The 23,179-nt window shown below is 45.1% G+C and carries 17 protein-coding genes; 13 read left to right on the plus strand and 4 right to left on the minus strand.

The window, feature by feature from the left end; all coding sequences use genetic code 11:
- The first annotated feature begins 112 nt into the window (after nt 1–112).
- The 6 genes from H8796_RS24385 (at nt 113) to H8796_RS24410 (ending at nt 9,132) form a co-directional block, all read left to right on the plus strand.
- Nucleotides 113–2,230 (plus strand): prolyl oligopeptidase family protein, encoded by a 2,118-nt coding sequence (locus H8796_RS24385; protein ID WP_117935356.1) that lies wholly within the window; start codon nt 113–115, stop codon nt 2,228–2,230.
- A gap of 267 nt (nt 2,231–2,497) precedes the next feature.
- Nucleotides 2,498–3,835, plus strand: a complete 1,338-nt coding sequence (gene gdhA / locus H8796_RS24390; protein ID WP_117935358.1) for an NADP-specific glutamate dehydrogenase — start codon at nt 2,498–2,500, stop codon at nt 3,833–3,835.
- Between the two features lie 343 nt (nt 3,836–4,178).
- Nucleotides 4,179–5,342 carry a Xaa-Pro peptidase family protein gene (locus H8796_RS24395; RefSeq protein WP_004306834.1) on the plus strand — a complete coding sequence of 388 codons (1,164 nt, stop codon included), beginning with the start codon at nt 4,179–4,181 and terminating at the stop codon, nt 5,340–5,342.
- A gap of 82 nt (nt 5,343–5,424) precedes the next feature.
- Entirely contained in the window at nt 5,425–6,981 is a 1,557-nt protein-coding gene (locus tag H8796_RS24400; protein ID WP_117935360.1) for an arylsulfatase, read from the plus strand.
- Nucleotides 6,982–6,994: 13 nt separating this feature from the next.
- Entirely contained in the window at nt 6,995–8,521 is a 1,527-nt protein-coding gene (locus H8796_RS24405; protein ID WP_117935415.1) for an arylsulfatase, read from the plus strand.
- 167 nt (nt 8,522–8,688) lie between these two features.
- Nucleotides 8,689–9,132: a VOC family protein gene (locus tag H8796_RS24410; protein ID WP_117935362.1), complete on the plus strand. Its 444-nt coding sequence runs from the start codon at nt 8,689–8,691 to the stop codon at nt 9,130–9,132.
- 279 nt (nt 9,133–9,411) lie between these two features.
- Here H8796_RS24410 and H8796_RS24415 read toward each other — a convergent pair whose 3' ends face one another.
- Nucleotides 9,412–10,845: a CCA tRNA nucleotidyltransferase gene (locus H8796_RS24415; RefSeq protein WP_117935364.1), complete on the minus strand. Its 1,434-nt coding sequence runs from the start codon at nt 10,843–10,845 to the stop codon at nt 9,412–9,414.
- Nucleotides 10,846–11,008: 163 nt separating this feature from the next.
- Between H8796_RS24415 and H8796_RS24420 the strand changes: the two genes are divergently transcribed.
- Nucleotides 11,009–11,845 carry a hypothetical protein gene (locus tag H8796_RS24420; RefSeq protein ID WP_117935366.1) on the plus strand — a complete coding sequence of 279 codons (837 nt, stop codon included), beginning with the start codon at nt 11,009–11,011 and terminating at the stop codon, nt 11,843–11,845.
- A gap of 417 nt (nt 11,846–12,262) precedes the next feature.
- Here the strand turns inward: H8796_RS24420 and H8796_RS24425 are convergent, their stop codons facing one another.
- The 3 genes from H8796_RS24425 to ruvA are packed head-to-tail and all read right to left on the minus strand — an operon-like array spanning nt 12,263 to nt 14,055.
- Nucleotides 12,263–12,400 (minus strand): hypothetical protein, encoded by a 138-nt coding sequence (locus H8796_RS24425; RefSeq protein ID WP_187343892.1) that lies wholly within the window; start codon nt 12,398–12,400, stop codon nt 12,263–12,265.
- 58 nt (nt 12,401–12,458) lie between these two features.
- Nucleotides 12,459–13,451, minus strand: coding sequence for a DUF3843 family protein (locus H8796_RS24430; RefSeq protein WP_117935368.1), 993 nt, complete (start codon nt 13,449–13,451; stop codon nt 12,459–12,461).
- Between the two features lies 1 nt (nt 13,452).
- The gene (gene ruvA, locus H8796_RS24435) at nt 13,453–14,055 is read right to left on the minus strand and encodes a Holliday junction branch migration protein RuvA (RefSeq protein WP_117935370.1); all 603 of its coding nucleotides are present in this window, start codon (nt 14,053–14,055) and stop codon (nt 13,453–13,455) included.
- 188 nt (nt 14,056–14,243) lie between these two features.
- Between ruvA and H8796_RS24440 the strand changes: the two genes are divergently transcribed.
- From H8796_RS24440 to rpiA, 6 genes are all read left to right on the plus strand, one after another.
- Complete coding sequence (locus tag H8796_RS24440; RefSeq protein WP_117935372.1) at nt 14,244–15,143, plus strand: diaminopimelate dehydrogenase; 900 nt, start codon at nt 14,244–14,246, stop codon at nt 15,141–15,143.
- Between the two features lie 95 nt (nt 15,144–15,238).
- A complete protein-coding gene (locus H8796_RS24445) occupies nt 15,239–17,275 on the plus strand; it encodes a DUF3857 domain-containing protein (RefSeq protein ID WP_117935374.1) in 2,037 nt (678 codons plus the stop codon).
- Nucleotides 17,276–17,303: 28 nt separating this feature from the next.
- Nucleotides 17,304–19,316 (plus strand): DUF3857 domain-containing protein, encoded by a 2,013-nt coding sequence (locus H8796_RS24450; RefSeq protein ID WP_187343893.1) that lies wholly within the window; start codon nt 17,304–17,306, stop codon nt 19,314–19,316.
- An 18-nt stretch (nt 19,317–19,334) separates the two neighbouring features.
- On the plus strand, nt 19,335–21,254 hold the full coding sequence (locus H8796_RS24455; RefSeq protein WP_117935378.1) for a transglutaminase domain-containing protein: 1,920 nt from the start codon (nt 19,335–19,337) through the stop codon (nt 21,252–21,254).
- Between the two features lie 80 nt (nt 21,255–21,334).
- Nucleotides 21,335–21,985 carry a hemolysin III family protein gene (locus H8796_RS24460; RefSeq protein ID WP_004297979.1) on the plus strand — a complete coding sequence of 217 codons (651 nt, stop codon included), beginning with the start codon at nt 21,335–21,337 and terminating at the stop codon, nt 21,983–21,985.
- 351 nt (nt 21,986–22,336) lie between these two features.
- Nucleotides 22,337–23,038, plus strand: a complete 702-nt coding sequence (gene rpiA / locus H8796_RS24465; protein ID WP_004297978.1) for a ribose 5-phosphate isomerase A — start codon at nt 22,337–22,339, stop codon at nt 23,036–23,038.
- Nucleotides 23,039–23,179: the final 141 nt, after the last annotated feature.

The following is a 23,179-nucleotide window of genomic DNA, read 5'->3' on the forward strand; positions in this document are numbered from 1 at the left end:
TAATTTTTTAAATCTCATTTTCCATCATCTTCTTTATAAAGTTTACTTGTTTATCTCTTATTATTTTGTAGATTTGTAACTTTAAGTTTATTCAAAAAGACTTTTTATTCACATGAAAAAAGTAACTTTATTAATGAGTGGAATCATGGTGATGTCATGCGCTCCCCAACAGAAAAAGCTAGTCTACCCCGAGACGGCAAAGGTAGACACCGTAGACGTGTACTTTGGTACACAAGTTCCCGACCCTTACAGATGGTTGGAAAATGACACCAGTGCAGCTACTACTGCCTGGGTAGAAGCACAAAACAAAGTAACGAATGAGTATCTAAATCAGATTCCATTCCGGGAAAACTTGTTGAAACGATTGACCACACTGGCCGATTACGAGAAGATCAGTGCGCCAATCAAGAAACATGGTAAATATTACTTCAGTAAAAATGACGGCCTGCAAAACCAGAGTGTATTCTACGTACAGGATTCACTGGACGGCGAGCCTCGCGTTTTCCTCGACCCGAACAAGCTCTCGGACGATGGCACAGTGGCACTGACCGGTCTTTACTTCTCAAACAATGGCAAATATACCGCTTACAGTATCTCACGCAGCGGATCGGATTGGTCTGAAATATTTGTCATGAACACTGAAAGTGGCAAGTTATTGGAAGACCACATCGAATGGGCCAAATTTACCGGTGCCGCCTGGCAGGGAGACGGATTCTACTACAGCGCCTACGATGCTCCCGCTAAAGGAAAAGAATTCTCCAACGTAAACGAAAAGCACAAAATCTATTATCACAAAATAGGTGAACCGCAATCGAAAGATAAACTGATTTATCAGAATCCGGCTTATCCGAAACGTTTCTATACAGCCAGCACCAGCGAAGACGAACGTATTCTCTTCCTCACAGAATCCGGTGCCGGAAGAGGCAACAACTTATTTATAAGGGACCTGAAAAAGCCGAATTCTCCTTTCATCCAACTGACTACCGACCTCGACTACCAATACTACCCGATTGAAGTGATCGGCGACCAGATTTATATTTATACTAACTATGGTGCACCGAAAAACCGGATCATGGTAGCCGACATCAACCGTCCGAAACTGGAAGACTGGAAAGAACTCGTTCCCGAATCAGAAGCCGTTCTTTCAAATGCAGAAGTGATCGGTGGCAAACTGTTCCTTACTTACGACAAAGATGCTTCGAACCATGCATACGTTTACGGCCTCGACGGCAAGCAGATTCAGGAAATCCAACTGCCTTCACTCGGTTCGGTAGGCTTTAGCGGCAACAAAGACGATAAAGAATGTTTCTTCGGATTCACTTCATTCACCATTCCGGGTGCCACTTATAAATATGATATGGACCAGAACACCTACGAACTATACCGTGCACCGAAAGTACAGTTCAACTCGGATGATTTTGTGACGGAACAAGTATTCTTTGCCAGCAAAGACGGTGTAAAAGTTCCGATGTTCCTTACCTATAAGAAAGATCTGAAGAAAGACGGAAAAAATCCTGTATTTCTCTACGGATACGGTGGTTTCGGCATCAGCCTCAATCCGGGTTTCAGTGCAATGCGCATCCCATTCCTCGAAAATGGCGGTATCTACGCACAAGTCAACCTGCGTGGTGGCAGCGAATACGGTGAAGACTGGCACGTAGCCGGAACTAAGATGCAGAAGCAGAATGTATTCGACGACTTCATCTCTGCTGCCGAATATCTTATCAACGAAAAATATACGAATAAAGATAAAATCGCCATTGTAGGTGGCTCCAATGGTGGTCTATTGGTAGGTGCCTGCATGACACAGCGTCCGGACCTGTTCCGTGTAGCAATTCCGCAGGTAGGCGTGATGGATATGCTTCGCTATCATAAATTTACTATCGGTTGGAACTGGGCAAGCGATTACGGAACAAGCGAAGACAGCAAAGAAATGTTTGAATACCTCAAAGGCTATTCTCCATTGCACAACCTGAAACCGGGCACAAAATATCCGGCAACACTGGTAACCACTGCCGACCATGACGACCGTGTGGTTCCCGCCCATTCATTCAAGTTTGCCGCTACGCTGCAAGCAGACAACGACGGTACAAACCCGACACTGATCCGCATCGACAGCAAAGCAGGTCACGGTGCAGGCAAACCGATGGCAAAAGTACTTGAAGAACAAGCAGACATCTACGGTTTCATCATGTACAACTTGGACATGAAGCCGGATTTTAAGAAGTAAAAAGTACAAAGTATTAAATTCAGGTATTAAGTATGAGCACTTAATACTTACATTAAATATTAGGTATAGAGTATTAAGTATGAGCTCATGCGGTTTGCAGCGTAGCCTACCACTTAATACTTTATACCTAATGCTTTTTTCCACTATCATTTTATCATTATTTAATCAAAATAATGGCATAAAACCAATCACATCTGAAAAATTTTCCTATATTTGCAGTGAGTTAGTTGACATTTTATCAGAATTAACCTTTTAAAATATAGTATCATGAACATCCAGAAAATCATGTCCTCTTTGGAGGCTAAGCATCCCGGTGAATCTGAATATCTTCAGGCAGTGAAGGAAGTTCTTCTTTCTATCGAAGATATATACAATCAACATCCAGAATTTGAAAAAGCTAAAATCATAGAAAGATTGGTAGAACCTGACCGTATCTTCACTTTCCGTGTGACATGGGTGGACGATAGAGGCGAGGTACAGACCAATCTCGGCTATCGTGTACAATTCAATAATGCGATAGGCCCATATAAAGGTGGTATCCGTTTCCATGCATCCGTTAATCTTTCCATTTTGAAGTTCCTCGGTTTCGAACAAACATTCAAGAATGCACTGACTACCCTGCCTATGGGTGGCGGTAAAGGCGGTTCCGATTTCTCTCCACGCGGTAAGAGCGATGCTGAAATCATGCGTTTCTGCCAGGCATTTATGCTGGAGTTGTGGCGTCATCTCGGACCGGACATGGATGTGCCTGCCGGTGACATCGGCGTAGGAGGACGTGAAGTGGGCTATATGTTCGGCATGTATAAGAAACTGACTCGTGAATTTACCGGTACATTCACCGGCAAAGGATTGGAATTCGGCGGTTCATTGATTCGTCCGGAAGCTACTGGTTTCGGAGGACTGTATTTTGTCAACCAGATGCTTCAGGCAAAAGGGATCGATATAAAAGGTAAGACAGTGGCAATCTCCGGTTTCGGCAACGTTGCCTGGGGAGCAGCTACTAAAGCTACCGAACTGGGTGCAAAAGTGATTACAATTTCCGGTCCGGACGGATATATCTACGACCCGGATGGCATCAGCGGTGAAAAAATTGACTATATGCTTGAACTTCGTTCTTCGGGCAACGATATTGTGGCTCCCTATGCTGAACAATATCCGAACGCAACCTTCGTAGAAGGAAAACGCCCGTGGGAAGTGAAAGCGGACATCGCGCTTCCTTGCGCCACCCAGAACGAATTAAATGGAGAAGATGCTCAAAATCTCATAAAAAATGACGTACTTTGCGTCGGAGAAATTTCCAACATGGGATGTACCCCTGAAGCTATCGATCTTTTCATTGAACATAAGACGATGTATGCTCCGGGTAAAGCGGTCAACGCAGGTGGTGTAGCCACTTCCGGTCTGGAAATGTCTCAAAACGCAATGCACCTTAGCTGGAGTGCTGCCGAAGTGGACGAAAAGCTCCATGCAATCATGCACGGCATCCATGCACAATGCGTGAAGTACGGCACGGAACCCGACGGTTACATTAATTATGTGAAGGGTGCCAACATTGCCGGATTTATGAAAGTAGCTCACGCAATGATGGGACAAGGCGTTGTTTAAATTGAAAATTGAGAATTAAAAATTAAAAAATAAAAGAGTTTGGTAGTGGACTATGTTAGTCAACAAAACATTTATTTTTCAATTCTCAATTTTTAATTCTCAATTTATTTAAGGACTTTGTTTAGTTGTATTTGTATTTGTGGTTTGCGCTGCTCGTCTCCTGTGACAGGACGCGGGTAGCGCTATTTTTTTGAGATTAACATTATTTTCGCTGGAATTAATTATCTTTGTAGCATGATAGGTTAAATAATAGTTTGTGAATTTGTTATATGCGATAAACAACTCACAACTAATAATTTACCATTATTGGTTTTGTAATTAATAATCAAGTAATAAATAAAAAATGCTACAACCCGAATTGAAATTCCGCCGTGACAAGATTCGCAGTCTGATGGTGTCGCAGGGCATTGACGCCGCACTTATCACGTGTAATGCAAATTTAATTTACACGTATGGCTGTGTAGTCAGTGGCTATCTTTACCTCCCCCTTCATTCGCCTGCACTATTATTTTTTAAACGTCCTAATAACATCACAGGAGAGCACTCATTCTCTATCCGCAAACCGGAACAAATTGTTGATCTGCTGAAAGAACAAGGATTGCCGATGCCAACCAAACTGATGTTAGAAGGTGACGAACTTCCTTATACGGAATATTGTCGTCTGGCCGGTCTCTTCCCGGAAGCGGAAGTGGTAAATGGTACCCCGTTGATTCGCCAGGCACGCAGCGTGAAAACACCTGTAGAAATTGAAATGTTCCGCCGCTCCGGCATTGCTCATGCAAAGGCTTATGAGCAGATTCCTGGTGTTTATCGTCCCGGTATGACGGACATTGAATTTTCCATCGAAATAGAACGCCTGATGCGCCTGCAAGGTTGCCTCGGAATTTTCCGGGTATTCGGACGCAGTATGGAAATATTCATGGGTAGCGTACTGACCGGAGATAATGCCGGTTACCCCTCTCCTTATGATTTTGCCTTAGGCGGTCAGGGACTTGATCCTGCCTTGCCGGGAGGAGCAAATAAAACTCCGTTAAAAGAGGGACAAAGCGTTATGGTGGACTTAGGTGGCAACTTCAACGGTTACATGAACGATATGAGCCGTGTATTCTCCATCGGCAAACTGCCCGAAGAAGCTTACACCGCCCATCAGGTTTGTCTGGATATCCAGGAAAAGATTGCTTCCATTGCCAGACCGGGTATTGCCTGTGAAGTGCTTTACGACACAGCAGTCGAAGTGGTCAAAGCAGCCGGATTTGCCGACAAATTTATGGGAACAGGACAACAAGCCAAATTTATCGGTCACGGCATCGGGCTTGAAATTAACGAAGCTCCGGTACTGGCTCCCCGCATAAAGCAACAATTAGAACCGGGTATGGTCTTTGCCCTCGAACCGAAAATCGTTATTCCGGGTGTAGGTCCCGTAGGTATCGAGAACTCTTGGGTAGTGACCAACGAAGGAATAGAAAAACTGACGAACTGCAATGAAGAAATCATTGAATTAAGTTAAACAGACGATGAAAAAGATGTGTCCGGCAAAGAACAGGCACATCTTTTTCTACTAATAATAACACACTTAACCCCCAAAACCAATGAAACAACCTTTCATTCTAACCCTTGTATCCTCTGTTGCCTGCGCTGCAACAGCCGCCAACAAAGCACCGGAAAACACCACACCGACAAAGTCAAAAACACCCAACGTTGTATTTATCTACGCCGACGATCTCGGCTACGGCGATCTGGAATGTTACGGAGCTAAAAACGTACAGACACCCAACGTCAACCGACTGGCAAAATCGGGAATCCTTTTCACCAATGCTCATGCAACAGCCGCCACCAGCACCCCTTCCCGCTACTCCATGCTAACCGGAGAATACGCATGGCGCAAAGAAGGAACGGATGTAGCGGCAGGAAATGCCGGAATGATTATCCGCCCCGAACAATACACCATGGCAGATATGTTCAAAAGTGTCGGTTACACCACTGCCGCAGTAGGCAAATGGCATCTGGGACTCGGAGATCAAACCGCCACTCAAGACTGGAATGCTCCGTTACCGTGCGCACTGGGCGATTTAGGTTTCGACTATCATTACATTATGGCAGCCACAGCCGACCGTGTACCCTGTGTGTACATCGAAAACGGGAAAGTAGCCAACTATGATCCGAGTGCTCCCATCGAAGTCAGTTATCAAAAGAATTTTGAGGGTGAACCAACCGGAAAAAGTAATCCTGAATTACTTTATAACCTCAAGCCAAGTCACGGTCACGACATGTCGATCGTTAATGGAATTTCACGCATCGGTTTTATGAAAGGCGGTGGAAAGGCACTCTGGAAAGACGAAAACATTGCTGATTCACTTACCACACACGCCATTCAATTCATCGAGGAAAACCAAAACAAACCTTTCTTTCTCTACTTTGCCACCAATGACGTACATGTGCCCCGCTTTCCTCACGACCGTTTCAGAGGAAAAAATCCGATGGGATTAAGAGGTGACGCTATCGTACAGTTCGATTATTGTGTCGGTGAAATCCTGAATACACTCGAAAAACTGGGATTAAGAGAAAATACACTCATTATTCTTTCAAGTGACAACGGCCCGGTAGTAGACGACGGATACGATGACAAAGCAGAAGAACTACTCAACGGTCATAGTCCTGCGGGACCGCTACGGGGCAACAAATATAGTGCCTTTGAAGGAGGAACCCGTATTCCTGCCATCGTCAGCTGGCCTGCAGGAGTAAAAAAAGGAATGACTTCAGACTTATTGGTTTCACAAGTGGACTGGCTCGCCTCTCTCGCTTCCCTGACCGGAGCTACGATGCCTAAGAATACCGCACCGGATAGTTACAACTATCTGGGAAGTTGGCTGGGTAAAGAAAAGACAGACCGCCCGTGGGTAATAGAGCAGGCTTCCAATCACACGCTTTCCGTCCGCACCAAAGACTGGAAATACATCGAACCGAATGACGGACCGAAAATGATTCAATGGGGACCGAAGATAGAAACCGGAAACTCTAAAGAACCCCAGCTTTATAAGATGAAAGAAGTGAAAGAGGTAACCAACTATGCAAAAAATATGCCGGAGAAAGTGGCAGAACTGCAAAGTATCCTTCAAAGCGTACGCGAAGGAAATGTTTCATTTTAATGACAACAACATCATGAATTATCAATCAATCCCGTTGATAGGCAGCGCCCTGCTTCTATCTACCCTATCTGCCAACGGACAGAAAAAAAATACCCAGCCCAATATCCTCTTCATCCTTTGTGACGATATGGGATATGGAGACTTGGGATGCTACGGTCAACCATTTATCCGCACCCCTCATATAGACGCCATGGCCGGTGAAGGAATGCGTTTTACGCAAGCATACGCAGGAAGTCCCGTCAGCGCCCCTTCCAGAGCTTCATTCATGACAGGACAACATTCAGGCCATTGTGAAGTACGAGGTAACAAGGAATACTGGAAAAATGCACCGATTGTGGAATATGGACAGAACAAAGAATACTCAATAGTGGGGCAACACCCTTATGATCCCGACCACGTAATCCTGCCGGAGATAATGAAAGATAATGGCTACACCACAGGTATGTTCGGCAAATGGGCCGGAGGTTACGAAGGCTCCTGTTCCACTCCCGACAAACGGGGGATAGACGAATACTACGGTTATATCTGTCAGTTTCAGGCTCATCTTTATTATCCCAATTTCCTGAACCGTTATAGTAAAGCGTTGGGCGACACCGGAGTGGTACGTGTAGTGATGGATGAAAACATCCAATATCCGATGTATGGTCCCGACTACCTGAAACGTCCGCAATATTCGGCCGACATGATCCACCAGAAAGCATTGGAGTGGCTGGATCAGCAAGACGGTAAACAGCCGTTTTTCGGCGTATTGACTTACACCTTGCCTCATGCGGAACTCGTTCAGCCGGAAGATTCTATCCTGAATGAATACAAAGTTACATTCAACCCGGATAAAGAATTTAAAGGAAGCGAAGGCTCACGATACAACGCCATCACACATACACACGCCCAATTTGCCGGAATGATTACCCGCCTGGACTATTACGTGGGCGAAGTTTTGAAAAAACTAAAAGAAAAGGGGCTGGACGAAAACACATTGGTTATTTTCTCGAGTGACAACGGCCCTCACGAGGAAGGCGGAGCTGATCCTACTTTCTTCGGCAGAGACGGAAAACTACGCGGATTGAAACGTCAATGTCACGAAGGAGGAATACGTATTCCATTTATCGCCCGTTGGCCGGGACACATACCTGCAGGCGAAGTAAACGATCACATCTGTGCTTTTTATGATTTAATGCCGACGTTCTGCGAAGTGATCGGTATCAAAGACTACGAAAAGAAATACCGCAATAAGGAAAAAGAAGTCGATTATTTCGATGGGATTTCTTTCGCTCCCACACTGTTGGGTCAAAATAAGCAAAAGAAGCATGATTTTCTGTATTGGGAATTTGATGAAACAGACCAGATTGCCGTACGCATGGATGATTGGAAAATGGTAGTGAAAAAAGGAACACCGTTCCTCTATAATCTAAAAACAGATATTCATGAGGATCATGACATAGCACTCCAACATCCGGATATCGTGGAAAAGATAAAGGCTATCATCTTTGAACAACATACTCCGAATCCTCATTTTTCGGTGACGTTGCCCAAACGGTAAACGTACGGATAAAGAAATAATGAGTAATCAGCAGTTGGAAAGCAAGTTATCATTCATTCCGATGCTGTTTTGAGGAAAATACGGATTTTCGAAGCTCCATCCAATAGAATGATTATATTTGCATTTTGATTATAAGGAATAAATTACAAACCACTAATCAGTAAACAATGAAATTCAGCAATGTAAGATTATTAGTAAACGACTTCGCCAAATGCTTCAAATTCTACACCGAACAACTCGGATTGGAACCAGCCTGGGGAGATGAAACCAGCGGCTACGCCAGCTTTAAAGTAGCCGACGGAATAGAAGGCTTAGCCCTTTTTGTATCCGACTGGATGGCACCTTCGGCAGGCAATGCAGATAAACAGCAACCTGTTGGGATGCGCGAAAAATCAATGATCTCCTTCAGTGTAGATAACGTAGACGAAACCTTTGCCGCTCTAAAAGCAAAAGGCGTGACATTTATTAATGAACCTACAGATATGTCCGATTGGGGGATGCGTACCGTGTACCTGCGCGATCCCGAAGAAAATCTGATAGAACTCTTTACTCCTCTGTCACGGGAGCAATGTAGCCAGGAACTCCTCGAAGAAGATAAGAAATTTCAATAAGAGATATTGCTAAAAGAAACGTGCCCATACAAGTGAGCCGGAAAAAACATTCAAAAAGAAGGTGTATCAAAACCCTCATAAATTAAAAATCATCCTCGCTACAACTACCTGTAACGAGGATAATTTCGTTGAGAGGGGAGTTTTGATACATTCTCTTATACGTTAGCATCCCACTCAATACTGCCTTGTTTTACTCCAATTCAACTACTGATTCGCATAAATCAGTGTCTGAATACTATAGATTACGATGCCTGATTTTATATCTGTTCCATCCTTCTATCAGCGAATAGGCGTCATTCCCATCTTCTTTGCCCGTTCCAGCATGAAAGCATGAGCCGCTTCGTATTCGTTCGGAATCACTCCATCCAAGATTGCATCTTTAATAGCACTCTTCAAAACTCCAACTTCACGACAAGGTTCCAAGCCGAAAATCTCCATAATTTCTTCTCCGCTCACAGGTGGCTGGAAGTTACGGACACGGTCTTTCTCTTCCAAATCCTTCAGTTTCTGTCGAACCAACTGGAAGTTATTCAGGAAACGCTGTTTACGTTCCATATTCTTGGAAGTAATATCCGCTTCACAAAGCATCATCAAGTCGTCAATGTCATCACCCGCTTCAAAGAGCAGACGGCGTACAGCCGAGTCTGTCACCACGTCATCCGCAATAACGATCGGGCGCATGTGCAGGCTGACCAGCTTTTGTACATACTTCATCTTCTCATTCATCGGCAACTTCATCTTGCGGAAGATATGCGGAATCATCTTTTCACCGATAAAGTTATGATTATGGAACGTCCATCCCGCTTTAGGTTCCCAACGTTTCGTGGCAGGTTTGGCAATGTCGTGCAACAAAGCAGCCCAGCGCAACCAAAGGTTATCAGTCTTCTTGCTGATATTATCTAGCACTTCCAACGTATGATAAAAATTATCCTTATGGGAACGCCCGTTCCTTGTTTCCACCCCCTGTAAGGCAGCAAATTCCGGAAAAATCAACGGCAGCAAACCACTACGCTCCAAATCAATAAACCCTTTTGAGGGGATTGGAGAAAGAATAATCTTATTCAGTTCGTCCGCAATACGTTCACGGGATATAATTTCAATCCGTTCCTTATTCCGGCAAAGCGATTCGAAAGTATCATCGTCAATGTAAAAACCCAGTTGCGTAGCAAAACGGATGCAACGCATCATGCGCAAGGGATCATCGCTGAAAGTGATATCCGGGTCGAGGGGAGTGCGGATGTTTTTTTCCTTCATATCCTCCAAACCTCCGAACGGGTCTACTAATTCGCCAAAACGTGCTTTATTGAGACATACAGCCAGAGCATTGATCGTGAAATCACGACGGTTCTGATCGTCTTCCAGCGTGCCGTCTTCAATAATAGGTTTACGCGAATCCCGTTGATAAGACTCCTTACGTGCACCAACAAACTCTACTTCCGTGCCTCTATATTTTACTTGTGCTGTTCCGAAATTCTTGAAAACAGAAACATGAGCACCACGTCCCAACTGTTTTCCAAGGGCTTCCGCCATTGCAATTCCACTTCCTACAACTACTACATCTATATCTTTAGAGGGACGCTGCAGAAAAATATCACGAACGTAACCACCTACCACATAACACTCCATACCGAGTGCATCAGCCGTTTCGGCTATCTGTCCGAAGATGGGTTCGCTAAAATGCTGCTTCAATTCCTCTTGAGTCAACTCTATCATTCTTTTTAGTTATCAGTTTTGAGGGAACAAAATTACAAAAATAAGGGATATATTTGTATTTTTGCCGCTAATAAAGTGAACGAAGAACGATGAACTGCAAATGAAGGCCGGACACTGTTCATTTGAAAATAGCAAATAACAAAACCAGTAAATAAAATTTGTGATGAAAAAACTGATTATCCTCTTTTGTGGTACGCTGGCATTAGCTGCCTGCGGAAATGGCCTTGAGAAAAAAGCCAATGAAAAACTGATGGTTGCCAAGGCTGCCTACGAACGTGGCGACTATGAAGAAGCTAAGTTACAAATTGACAGTATCAAGATTCTCTATCCCAAAGCGTTCGAAGCACGTAAAGCGGGTCAGGCACTGATGCTCGATGTTGAAACAAAGGCACAGCAGAAAACGCTTGCTTACCTGGATAGCGCCTTTCAGGCAAAGACGGAAGAATTCAATGCCATCAAGGACAAATTCAAACTAGAAAAAGATGCCGAATATCAACAAGTCGGCAACTACCTCTGGCCTACACAGACCATTGAAAAGAATATGCACCGTTCGTACCTCCGCTTCCAAGTGAACGAGCAAGGTATAATGAGTATGACTTCCATCTACTGTGGTGCCGGTAATATTCACCATACAAAAGTGAAAGTGATTGCTCCTGATGGCAGTTTTGCAGAAACTCCGGGTTCCAAAGACAGCTACGAAACAACGGACATGAACGAGAAAATAGAAAAAGCGGACTACAAACTAGGGGAAGACGGAAATGTGATCGAATTCCTGAATCTCAATAAAGATAAGAATATCCGTGTGGAATATATAGGCGACCGCACCTATAAAACAACAATGAGTCCGACCGACCGCCAAGCCGCAGCAAGTGTCTACGAATTAGCACAAATCCTCTCGGCCATGGAGCAGATTAAGAAAGAACAAGAGGAAGCCAACCTGAAAATCGGATTCATCAATAAGAAGAAAGAGCGGAAAGCACAGGAGGAAATTACCGATTAATAAGAGGAAAACCATTCAGCAAAAAGAAACCTATCCGTACGGAAATGAGCTAAATGGACATTTATTGAAACGCAGATTAACGCAGATTATTAGAAGACTGCACCATGTTTGAGAACTATTTTATTCTTTGCGAAAATCTGTGTTAATCTGCATTTCAATACTTATTTGCTAAAATATCAATTGATTCATAACCGTCAAAAGAGAAGTCATCCACCAGAAAAAGCCATTGGTTAATAATAAAACAGACGGGAATAGTTGTTATTTTTCATAAACGACAACTATTCCCGTCAAATGTATAATGAGACTCTTAATCCTCTGCGTGGGAGAAACGGCGTTTCCTGGTAGGAAGAAAAGGCGTAGTCTGCCATCATGAAACGGCGTAGCCTGGTAACCAAAAACGGCGTGGTCTACATTCCTTTATTTCACTCTTCTATTCAACTGATTATTAGCCTTTTCCTGCTTTGATTTTCCGACCCGTTTTCCGGTCGTCTTCTTTTTACCGGCTGTGGACTTTGTCTTTCCGGCAAAAGGATTGTTACTTTTTTTGATTGACATAGACAGTACTTATATAGACCGCACTTATTTCTTACTATTCTTACTATTCTTATTATTCCTATTCTCCTTCGTAATACTCACCCAAAAACCAGCGAGCCACAAAATCCCAGTTTTCCTGCAATAACTCTTTTCCGTTCTCAAACGGGAACTGTGCTTCCGGCAACAGATCATGTTCCATTCCATACTTCAGCAAATCGAACGGACACAAACCTTCTTCACAAAACAGCTCGTAGGCTTCCTCTTCAGCCAGTTCGGCATTGTAGAGCGGATTACGTTTATCGGCAAAATATTCGGCCACATCAGGACCGATCAACAACCCTTTCGGATTGGCAAAAACCACAAAGTTACCAAACTCCTTTAAGTCAGGCAACAAAGAATCCTCTTCATCTTCCCACTTCAACGACTGCACAAAGAAAAATTTCAGCGCTTCATAAGAGTCAAAGTACAAAAGCGGTTCACCTTTGCTCGCTTCAAGAAAACGTTCTACGTTCGTAGGCATCTTTTCACCCGGCAAAGCTACCGGCAGAGGCATCCGTTTCTTTTGCATCAGTTCCGTTTCCATCAACCAGTCCGTTGCCAGATGATCGCTGATAGGTGCCAATTCGAACGCAACATCCAAACGGTTATAAAGTGCATCCGCAAACTCCAGCAAATCCGCATCCATCGGATTCTCCACTCCATCAAAATCATCGCCAACCGGAGAATTGATCGCCCACAAAAGGAAAACAACATCTTCACGGTTAATTTCGTCCGGCAAGTATTCTTCCGTCAATGCGTAGAAAGGCAAATAACGTCCGTAACTTTCCCGATGCCAATGAATAAACTGACGCCAGTTTCCTCCATCCGCTACACAATCTTCCAAATACAGGGCACACGTCAAAGCCACTCGCTTCTGATCTTCCTCCAACTCTCTCCCACCGTATATAAAAGAATCTGCCACCAACGGCAATAGCTGGTTAGCGAAATCCAGATACCATTCATCCGTATCCACCGCCTTTGCACGACCGTGAGCATCCAGCCATGCTTTCATATATATCTTCTGTTGCTTCATACTACAAACGTTTCAAAGCCAGTTTAATCACCTTTTCTACCGGAGCATCCGGCTCCTCCTTCAAGATAGCCAACACTACCTTCTGTGAAGGCGCAGCAGCAAACCCTAACATCGTCAATGCAGACACCGCCTCTTCCTGCACTTCCGCATTGGCAGGTTGCAACAACAGACCAGCAGAAGCCCCTCCGACAGCAGACGCACCTATCGTCTTTATCTTATCTTTCAGGTCGACAATCACCCGTTGCGCAGTCTTCAGCCCGATGCCTTTCACCGTTTTCAGTATGTTCGCATTTTCGGTGCTGATCACGTTCACCAGTTCGGCAGGCGAGAGAGCCGAAAGAATCATACGCGCCGTGTTCCCCCCGATACCCGAGACGGAAATCAGCAACAGAAAAATCTCCCGTTCCTGTTTCTCGGCAAATCCGTAGAGCACATACGCATCCTCACGAATCGCCTCGTAGATATATAGCTTACAGCTTTTCTTTCCCTGAATAGCCGAATAGGTATTCAAGGATATATTGGCGGCATATCCCACCCCGTTACAGTCGATCACCGCGGTTGCCGGACTTAGTTCGGCAAGTTCGCCTCTAATATATTCTATCATAACAGGGACAAAGATAAAACTTTCTCACCACAGATTACACTGATTTTCACAGATTATTCTTTTGATGCATTAGATATGAAGAATATGAAAAAAATAAAAATATTAAAGCAGATGAACCAAAGTTAGTAGTAATTTGTTTACTTTTGCAAGCAAAAGAAAGAAATTTGTTCATTAAAACCAAGAAAAGAATGAAAAAAGTAAGAGCTGCCATCGTTGGTTATGGCAACATTGGACATTATGTACTTGAAGCGCTTCAGGCAGCACCTGATTTCGAAATAGCCGGAGTCGTTCGTCGTGCAGGAGCAGAGAACAAACCGGAAGAGTTAGCAAACTACGCAGTAGTGAAGGACATAAAAGAGCTGGGAGATGTAGACGTAGCTATTCTTTGCACACCGACCCGCAGCGTTGAGAAATATGCAAAAGAATACCTGGCAATGGGGATTAATACGGTAGACAGTTTCGATATCCACACCGGTATCGTTGACCTGCGCCGTACCTTGAATGCAGCCGCCAAAGAACATAAAGCCGTATCGATCATCTCTGCCGGATGGGATCCGGGAAGCGACTCTATTGTACGCACCCTGCTGGAAGCGATTGCTCCGAAAGGCATCACCTACACCAACTTCGGTCCGGGTATGAGCATGGGACACACTGTAGCCGTAAAAGCGGTTGACGGAGTGAAAGCCGCTCTTTCCATGACCATTCCGACCGGCACGGGAATCCACCGCCGCATGGTATATATCGAACTGAAAGACGGATATAAATTCGAAGAAGTAGCCGCTGCCATCAAAGCAGATCCTTACTTCGTGAACGATGAAACACACGTGAAACTCGTTCCGAGTGTAGACGCCCTGCTGGACATGGGTCATGGTGTAAATCTGACTCGCAAAGGTGTATCCGGCAAAACACAGAACCAGTTGTTCGAATTTAATATGCGTATCAACAACCCCGCACTGACCGCACAAGTGCTGGTATGCGTGGCACGTGCTTCCATGAAGCAACAACCGGGATGCTACACGATGGTAGAAGTTCCCGTTATCGACCTTCTCCCTGGCGACCGCGAAGAATGGATCGGACATTTGGTATAATATATTTTATACATAAAACAAAATTAAAATAGAGAAAGGTGATACACCTTTCTCTATTTTTTTTATCTTTGTGAGCATACTACAAAAACACAATTATGAGAAAACTATTTATTCTCTGCGCATTTCTGTTACAATTTCTGTCGCCTGTCCACTCGCAACAAGCCACAACAGCCACCATAGAGCCCAATCTAAAGTACGGAAAACCTTCCAAAGAAGAACTGTCTCTCACCTCTTATGCCCCGGACACCACCGCCACGGCCATTTATCTCTTCCATCAGGGACAAAGTGACTTCGTCTACCACGACGGTTTTCAACTGACTACCGAGCATTGGGTACGCATCAAAATCCTGAAACCGCAAGGAGTGTCATACGCCGACGTGTCCGTTCCCTACTACTCTCCCACCGATAAGGATGAAGGACAGGAAAGAGCCAGTGACATAGAAGGCTGCTCCTACAATATGGAAAACGGGAAATGTATAAAAACGTCCATGAAGCGGGAATCCATCTCTTTCGAGCGGATCAACAACCTGTATAAAATGCTAAAATTCTCTCTGCCTGCTGTCAAAGAAGGCACTGTCATCGAATATCACTACAAACTCTACTCCGACTATTTTTCACACATCGACAACTGGATGATGCAGGAAGAACTCCCGATGCTCTACAACCAGTATAAGATCACCATCCCGCATGTGTTTATCTATAACATCGAATTGCGGGGAAAGGACTACATACAAGTGAAGCAAAGAGACTCCTCCATTCATGCCACGGAACGTGAGGGGGGCAGTGCGGGAGTCAGCAAAGACTTCACCGTTTCGGCACAGGAAACCACCTTTACCTCACGCAACCTTCCGGCTATCCGTCAGGACGAACCCTACTGCTGGTGTCCGGAAGACTACAAGGTGCAAGTGAGTTTCGACCTGCAAGGCACGCAATTCACCCCCAATGAATACAAGCCGTACAGCCAGAAATGGGAAGATGTAGACAACCAACTGTTGAAACCGGAAAACACACAGTTCGGCAAATACCTCTCCTTCACCAACCCCTTCCGCCCGGAAACGAAACAGGCATACAACAGCGAAATGAGTTTCGAAGAGAAAATCATCTGCGCCTTCCAGGTACTCAAAAAGAAAATGGCATGGAACGGACGCTATCAGCTCTACAGCAAGGAACTCGAAAAGGTGATTTCCAAAGGAAACGGCAGCAACGCCGACCTGAATTTCATCCTTATCAGCATCCTGAAAGACTTCGGACTGGAAGCCTATCCGGTAGTTATGAGCCGACGTTCGTCGGGCATCCTGCCTTACCACTTTCCTTCCCTGCAAAAACTGAATACGTTCATTGTCGCCGTCTACGACATAAACAAACAGAAATACGTCTTTTTAGACAGCTCCATGGACGTACCCGCTCTCAATATACTTCCGCTCGAACTGTCTGTAAACAAGGCGCGCATCCTCTCCCCGAAAGAGACAGAAGAAAAGAAATGGGTGGACGTAATGGCTCTTGCCGACAACAAAAGTTTTATGAAAATCGAAGCCCGCCTGGAAGGAAACCAAGTGAAAGGACATCGCAGCACCATTCTCTACGGACAGGAAGCCGTAGAATATCAGGCTAACGAGAAACATAAACAGGACAGCATCGTTTCGAATCCCGAAAGCAATGGCAGCCTGAAAAACAAACTCACCGTCACCAACCTGAAAGTGAAAAAGCAGGAAAATGACCGGGCACTGATAGAAGAAGAGTTCGACTTCGTCCTGCAAACCGACCGGACGGACGATCACCTTTATATAAATCCGATGCTCTTCCCGCACCTAAAGAGCAACCCGTTTATCCAGACGGAACGAGTGCTTCCTATCGAATTTCCCTATCCGTACAAGTTTACAATGCTGGCTACGCTGACTCTCCCCGAAGGATATGAAGTGGAAGAAACGCCCCAACCACAAGTCATCCGTACACAAGGAGACGGCTTGCAATGCAAATATATGATTCAGAGACAGGGAAATACAATCTCACTTAATTATATTTTCTACCTGAAAGAACCTATATTCCTCACCGAACAATACAAACAACTGCAGGAACTATGGACCAAAGTGATCGAGAAAAACAACGCACTCATCGTGCTCAAGAAACTATAGAATCATCACAACTTAAAACTCCAAAATCATGATGAAAACACTGTTAACTTTCGTTTTCTTATTACTGGGGTGGCAAAGCTTTGCCCAGCAAACAGACACAAACACCATCACCCCCAGCCTGAAATACGGCAAACCATCGGAGGAAGAGCTGAACATGACTGCGTACGCCCCTGACACAGCCGCCACAGCCGTAGTGCTCTATTCAAAGAATACCGCCCACTACGACCTGATTAACAACGAGTTCCGGCTTGTGTACACATACGAAACAAAAATCAAGATACTCAAATCCGAAGGTACGTCTTATGCCGACATCAACATTCCATTTTACTCCAATGCGAACAGTGGAATCATGAAGGAGAATGTCGGCCAGATTGACGCCTCGGCCTACAACATGGAAAATGGGAAAATAGTACGTACCAAAATGAAACGTGACCTGATTTTCAATGAGCGACTCAACAAAACTTATGAACAGGTCAAATTCTCAATACCTGCCGTCCGCGAAGGAACCGTATTCGAATACAAATATCAGATCAATTCCGACTTCTATTACAACATCAACCATTGGGAAGCTCAAAGAGATATCCCCGTACTCCTGACACAATACGACATCACGATTCCTGAATATTTCGAATTCAACCTCGACATGAGAGGATCACATTCCTTAAATCCGAAAGATCAGTCGGAAAGCATGTCTTTCCACCTGCAATATCAGAATGGGCAGATCGAAAAAATCGATTGTACGGGACGCCATCTAAGTTTCACCGGCAAACAATTACCCGCTCTCCGCCCGGACAGCTACGTATGGTGTGCAGACGATTACAGGAGCGGCGTCAACTTCGAACTGCGGGGGATCAGCTTCCCCGGAGCACTTTACAAATCATTTACGCACACCTGGACGGAAATTGACAAAATGCTGATGGAGGACGAAGATTTCGGTTCGCCACTCAAAATGCGTAACCCGTACCGGGACGAAATGGCGGCACTGTCTCTCGACAAGCTCTCCGACCGACAGGACAAGATTGCGGCCATCTACACGTTCCTCAAAAGCAAAATTTCGTGGAATGGACAATACGCCCTCTACGGCAGCGAAGTGAAAAAGGCTGTCAAAAACGGTACAGGAAGCAATGCAGATATCAACTTTGCGTTAATGAGTATGTTGCGTGACGCTCAAATTCCCTGTTATCCGGTAGTCATGAGCCGTAAAAACCTGGGAATCCTTCCCCTTAGCCATCCTTCTATCCAGAAGCTCAATACCTTTATTGTCGGCATAGCCGACACCGACAGCACTTTTGTGTTCCTCGACGGTTCCGTTACCAACGGATTCATGAATATCCTGCCACCGGTATTGATGGTAAACCGCGCACGCCTCATCAACGGCATAGGCCAAGACAACTGGATAGACTTGAGCAGGCTCGGGAAAAACCAGATACGTTCATCCGTCAAAGCTCAAATTCATCCTGACGGAAAGATCATCGGCAACCGCCAATCGGGCTACGTCGGACAATATGCCTCCGGTTTCCGCAGCCGTTATCATGCAGCCAAAGACAGCACGGAGTTTATCAACAAACTGGAAACGGAAGAAAACATCAAGATAACCAAGTTCACTACGGAAGGAGTGAACATCTTCTCACCCAAAGTGACGGAAAGTTTCGAGTTTGAGAAGCAGGCAACCGTAAACGATCATCTGATTTACGTCAACCCGTTGATTTTCATGCATGTCAGCAAGTGTCCGTTTATCCAGGTGGAACGACGACTGCCGCTGGAAATGCCTTACACCGAACAGCTCATGCTGGTGGTCAACCTGACACTTCCCGAAGGATATGCCGTAGACGAACTGCCACAGTCGATGAATCTGCAAACGGAAGACAGACAAGGATTCTGCCGATACAACATCCAGCAAAAAAATAACACAATCACCCTCACTTACTCATTCGCTTTCAATAAACTACTTCATCTCATCGACGAATACAAAGGAGTGAAAGCGTTCTGGGAAATGATTGCCGAGAAAAACAACGAGATTTTAGTACTCAAGAAAATATAAACTTTACCTATTTATAAAATGATTCGTTCCAGCCACCCCATCCTGAAACAAAGGATATGCCGGGCATTCGGTCTGTCCTGTGCCATTCTTTACCTAAGTCTGCACATACAGCCGGCATGTGCACAGGATATTCTCAAGGACGCCAATTCCATCATTGTGGAAGCACGCACAGAGGTTCTCTGCAAATCCATGACTCAATCCATCGAAAAAGAAAGCCTGACAATCACCGTCCTCAACCGCAAAGGATTGGAGGCAGCATATTTCTTCTGCGGATGTGACATGTTCCGTTCTTTGCAGAAATTCTCCGGAGAAATCCTCAATGCCACCGGACAAAGTGTACGCAAGATAAAGAAATCCGAACTACAGAAAAGTGAATATAGCTCTTCGCTTAGCACGGACGATTATTTCTATTATTACGAATGTAATTATCCTTCTTTCCCTTTCACAGTAAAATACGAATGGGAAATGAAATGCAACAACGGACTGATCGGTTATCTCCCTTTTGTCCCGCAGGCAGAATTTAACCAGGGAGTAGAGAAAGCGACTTACCGGATCGAGCTGCCCGCAGGACAAGGATGCAGATACCGCGAACTGAACACGCAAGGAAAAGGAATCGAAGTGAAAGAGTCCACCGGAGCCGACGGGCAGCAAGTGATCGAAGCCACCGCTTCCAAGCTCTCTCCCATCATTAAAGAACCTTTCGGACCGGATTTTACTGAACTGTTTCCACGTGTCTATTTTGCGCCTTCCGCCTTCAAGTACGACAAGTCGGAAGGCGATATGAGCAACTGGCAAAAGTACGGAGAATGGCAATACCGATTGCTCGACGGGCGCGACCTGCTCACCGAACCTTTCCGCGCCAAACTGCACGAACTGACAGCCCACTGCACTACCGACCGGGACAAGGTGAAAGCAATCTACGATTATCTGGCCAAAACCACCCGTTACGTGAGCATCCAACTAGGTATCGGAGGTTTACAGCCCATTGCCGCCGCCGATGTTTGCCGCACGGGATTCGGCGACTGTAAAGGATTGTCCAATTACACCCGCGCCATGCTGAAAGAGTTGGGAATTGCTTCCACTTATACAGTCATCAGCACCACCAACGAGCGTTTACTACCGGACTTCTCCAGTGCCAACCAGATGAATCACGTCATCCTACAAGTTCCACTTCCCCAAGATACGCTCTGGCTGGAATGTACCAACCCATCGCTTCCCTTCGGTTATGTCCACCAAGACATTGCGGGACACGACGCCTTACTCATCGAACCGACCGGCGGCCAGATGTATCGCCTACCCACCTATCCCGACTCACTGAACACGCAGCACATCGTTGCCAACATCACCCTCTCCCCCACAGCCGAGGCACGGATAGAGGTGAACGAAATCTCCCGGATTTTCCAATATGAGAATGAAGCAGGCATCGTCTATCTGGAGCCTAACAAACAGAAAGACCGCATCCGTTCAAGCATCAACTTATCCCAAGCCGATATTCAGAACCTGCAAATCAGCGAGTGCAAGGAGCCCAATCCGTCTATCACCTTCGACTACACTGCCACCAGCAATCAATACGGGCATAAAACGGGCAACCGTCTGTTTATCCCCACCAATGTGTTCCGAAAAGAATTCAGTGTTCCTCCTGTGACGAAGCGCACCTATCCCATTTACATCAACTACGGATACACAGATACCGACAGCATCCGCATCCAACTGCCGGAAGGATATGTAATCGAAGGACTTCCGAAACCGCTTGACGTGAAAAGCAAGTTCGGCAGTTTCCATTCCGGTATTCAGGTGAAAGATAAGGAAATCTACATCACTCACCGATTGTTTATGCGCAAAGGGGTTTACAGTCCGGATGAATATGCGGCATTCATTGATTTCCGCAAGCAAGTGGCAGGACAATATGGAGGAAAAATCATTTTAAAAAAAGAATAAGGAGGGAAACGCTTTACAGAAAATAAAGTATCTTTGCGACTCAACATTTTTTGTGACTTAACCATTCAAAAAAAGGAACATTGAAGAACAAACGATACAATCATATAGAAGAATGGGCAAATACCCTTAGCCACGGAATAGGCATCCTGCTTGGAATCGTGGCCGGATATTTCCTATTGGAAAAGGCTTCCGAGAATATGGAACCGCAGTGGGCAGTTGCTTGTGTATCCGTCTATCTGGCGGGGATGCTTTCCTCTTATATCAGTTCTACGTGGTATCACGGCAGCCGTCCGGGAAAGCTGAAAGAGCTGCTCCGCAAATTCGATCATGGAGCTATCTACCTGCACATTGCCGGAACCTACACTCCTTTTACCCTGCTCGTTCTGCGGCATGCCGGCGGATGGGGATGGGGAATCTTCGCTTTCGTCTGGCTGTCGGCTATCGCCGGTTTCATTCTTAGCTTCAAAAAGCTGAAAGAACACAGCAATCTCGAAACGGCTTGTTACGTAGGTATGGGCGCCTGTATATTGGTAGCCATGAAACCTTTGTTAGATCATCTGGGAGAACTGGGAGCCACTACCGCTTTTTGGTGGCTGATTGGCGGAGGAGTTTCGTATATTGTGGGAGCTGTTTTTTATTCATTGCGCAAACCCTATATGCATGCCACTTTCCACTTGTTTTGTCTGGGAGGCAGCATCGGGCACATCATTGCCATCTGGCTGATTCTGTAAGGAATGGTAGGGACAAAAAAAAGGCTATCTATCCCAGACAGCCAATCTTTGTTAACCTTAAATCTAATACTATGAAAAACACAGTACAAAGATACGGACTTTTCGGTCATCTCCAAATTTTCAGGCCAAAGCAGCCTAACTTATAACACGGTTTAATAAAAAGCAGAGGTTCGTTAACGTTTAACGCAATAAAGTTAAAAATTAACGAATCGTTTATTAACGATTTAAATGATTGAATTGCCGCTAATGAGTTTTTTCCTTCTGAATTTGAAACGAACAAACAAACAGATTCACAAATTCGTTATATAGAAAAGAGGAACTTAAAACGAAAACGATTTAGAACGCAAATTTATGGATTGGAAAAATCACCTGATAAAACACCTGCAATGGTCGGACTCCATCATCAACCGGGAGGCAAAAGAACACGTAGCCCGTGAAATTGCCGCCACGGCAAAAGACGGAGATGTGATAGGAGCCGGCTCCGGCTCTACAGTCTACCTGACTCTGTTCGAACTCTCACGACGAATTCGTGAAGAGTACTTGCATATCGAAGTGATTCCCGCCTCACAAGAAATCTCGATGACCTGCATACAGCTAGGCATCCCCCAAACTACCCTCTGGAACAAACGCCCCAACTGGACATTCGACGGAGCGGACGAAGTAGATCCGCAACAGAACTTGATTAAGGGACGTGGCGGAGCGATGTTCAAAGAGAAACTACTGATTAGAAGCAGCCGCAAAACGTTCATCATCATCGACCCCAGCAAGCGTGTGAATCAGCTGGGAAGCAAATTTCCCATCCCTGTAGAGGTCTTTCCGGACTCACTGACTTATGTAGAGCATGAGTTGCAGCGGCTGGGTGCCTCGGAGATTGTTCTTCGTCCCGCTCGTGGCAAAGACGGACCTATCTTTACAGAAAACGGCAACTTTATCCTCGACACCCGTTTCAACTACATCGACTCTTCGCTCGAAGAACAACTGAAGGCAATCACCGGTGTTATAGAGAGCGGACTTTTCATAGGTTATGACATCAAAGTGATCGTGGCGGAATAAAATAACACAAGCTGAAAATCCCATTTTGTAGAGACGTAAATTTGATTTGTTCTAATGCAAATTAAATAGTATAGCTTTACCTTTATTTTAGTTAGTAGAACTAGGTTATCTGACACCCGGGTCTCAGACATACCGACACCC

The sequence above is a fragment of the Bacteroides sp. M10 genome (assembly GCF_014334015.1).
Lineage (GTDB): Bacteria > Bacteroidota > Bacteroidia > Bacteroidales > Bacteroidaceae > Bacteroides > Bacteroides intestinigallinarum.